1 protein-coding gene is annotated in these 859 nt (G+C 70.3%); it reads left to right on the plus strand.

All coding sequences use genetic code 11. The features are described 5' to 3' along the window. Positions 1–859, plus strand: an 859-nt coding sequence (locus H4N64_RS44165) for an AraC family transcriptional regulator (RefSeq protein WP_260860467.1), incomplete at both ends; no start/stop codon positions are given.

Here is an 859-nt window from a genome sequence, read left to right on the forward strand (position 1 = left end):
GCGAGCAGACCGACCTCTGGAGTGAGCGCGTCGGGGCGTATCAGACCCGGATGGACTACCGGTTCGCCCGCGCCGAGGTCTTCCGCGGCGAGATGGTCCGGCAGCGCAGCGGCACCTACCAGGTCGTCACCTGGCACAGCGACCAGATCGAGTACGCCCGCACACCGGGCCTCATCCGCCAGATGCCGGACCCCGACTACCGGCTCCTCTTCCCGCTCTCCGGCGAACTGCGGCTACGGCAGGACGACCAGGAGGTGCGCCTGACGCCGGGCACGGGCAGCCTCTTCACACTCGGCGCGCCCTTCGAGCTCCTGCACGGCGCGTCCCTGCGCGGTGTCATCATGTCGATCCCGGCCCAGGAGATCGACGGCCCGCTGAACCGGAAGGCACCGCTGGCCACCGGGCTCGATCTGACCAAGGGACTTGGCCGCGTGGTGCACTCCGTGATGCGCAGCCTGAACCAGGAGCGCGACCACCTCACCACCCCGCAGTTCGACGCCGTCTGCGACCGCGTCGTCGAACTGCTCTGCATGCTCGCCTGCGGCAACGACCGTCCCGACGCACCAGGACATCTGACCGAGGTCGAGGCGATGGTCCGCCGCTACGTGCGCGATCACGCGGCCGACCCCGACCTGTCCGGCAACTCCATGGCCCGCGCCCTCGGATGGTCCCTCCGCCAGATCCAGCTCGCGCTCCAGCACGTGGGCACCACGCCCCGCGACCTGATCCGCGAGGAACGCCTTCGCCTGGTCCGCGAGCGTCTCCTGTGCGCCGACTGCGGGCACATGACGATCACGGACCTGGCGTACGCCTCGGGCTTCTCCTCGGGCAGCGCCATGAGCACGGCCTTCCACCGGCG

Origin of the sequence: Streptomyces cupreus (assembly GCF_014257025.1) — a bacterium.
Classification (GTDB): domain Bacteria; phylum Actinomycetota; class Actinomycetes; order Streptomycetales; family Streptomycetaceae; genus Streptomyces; species Streptomyces cupreus.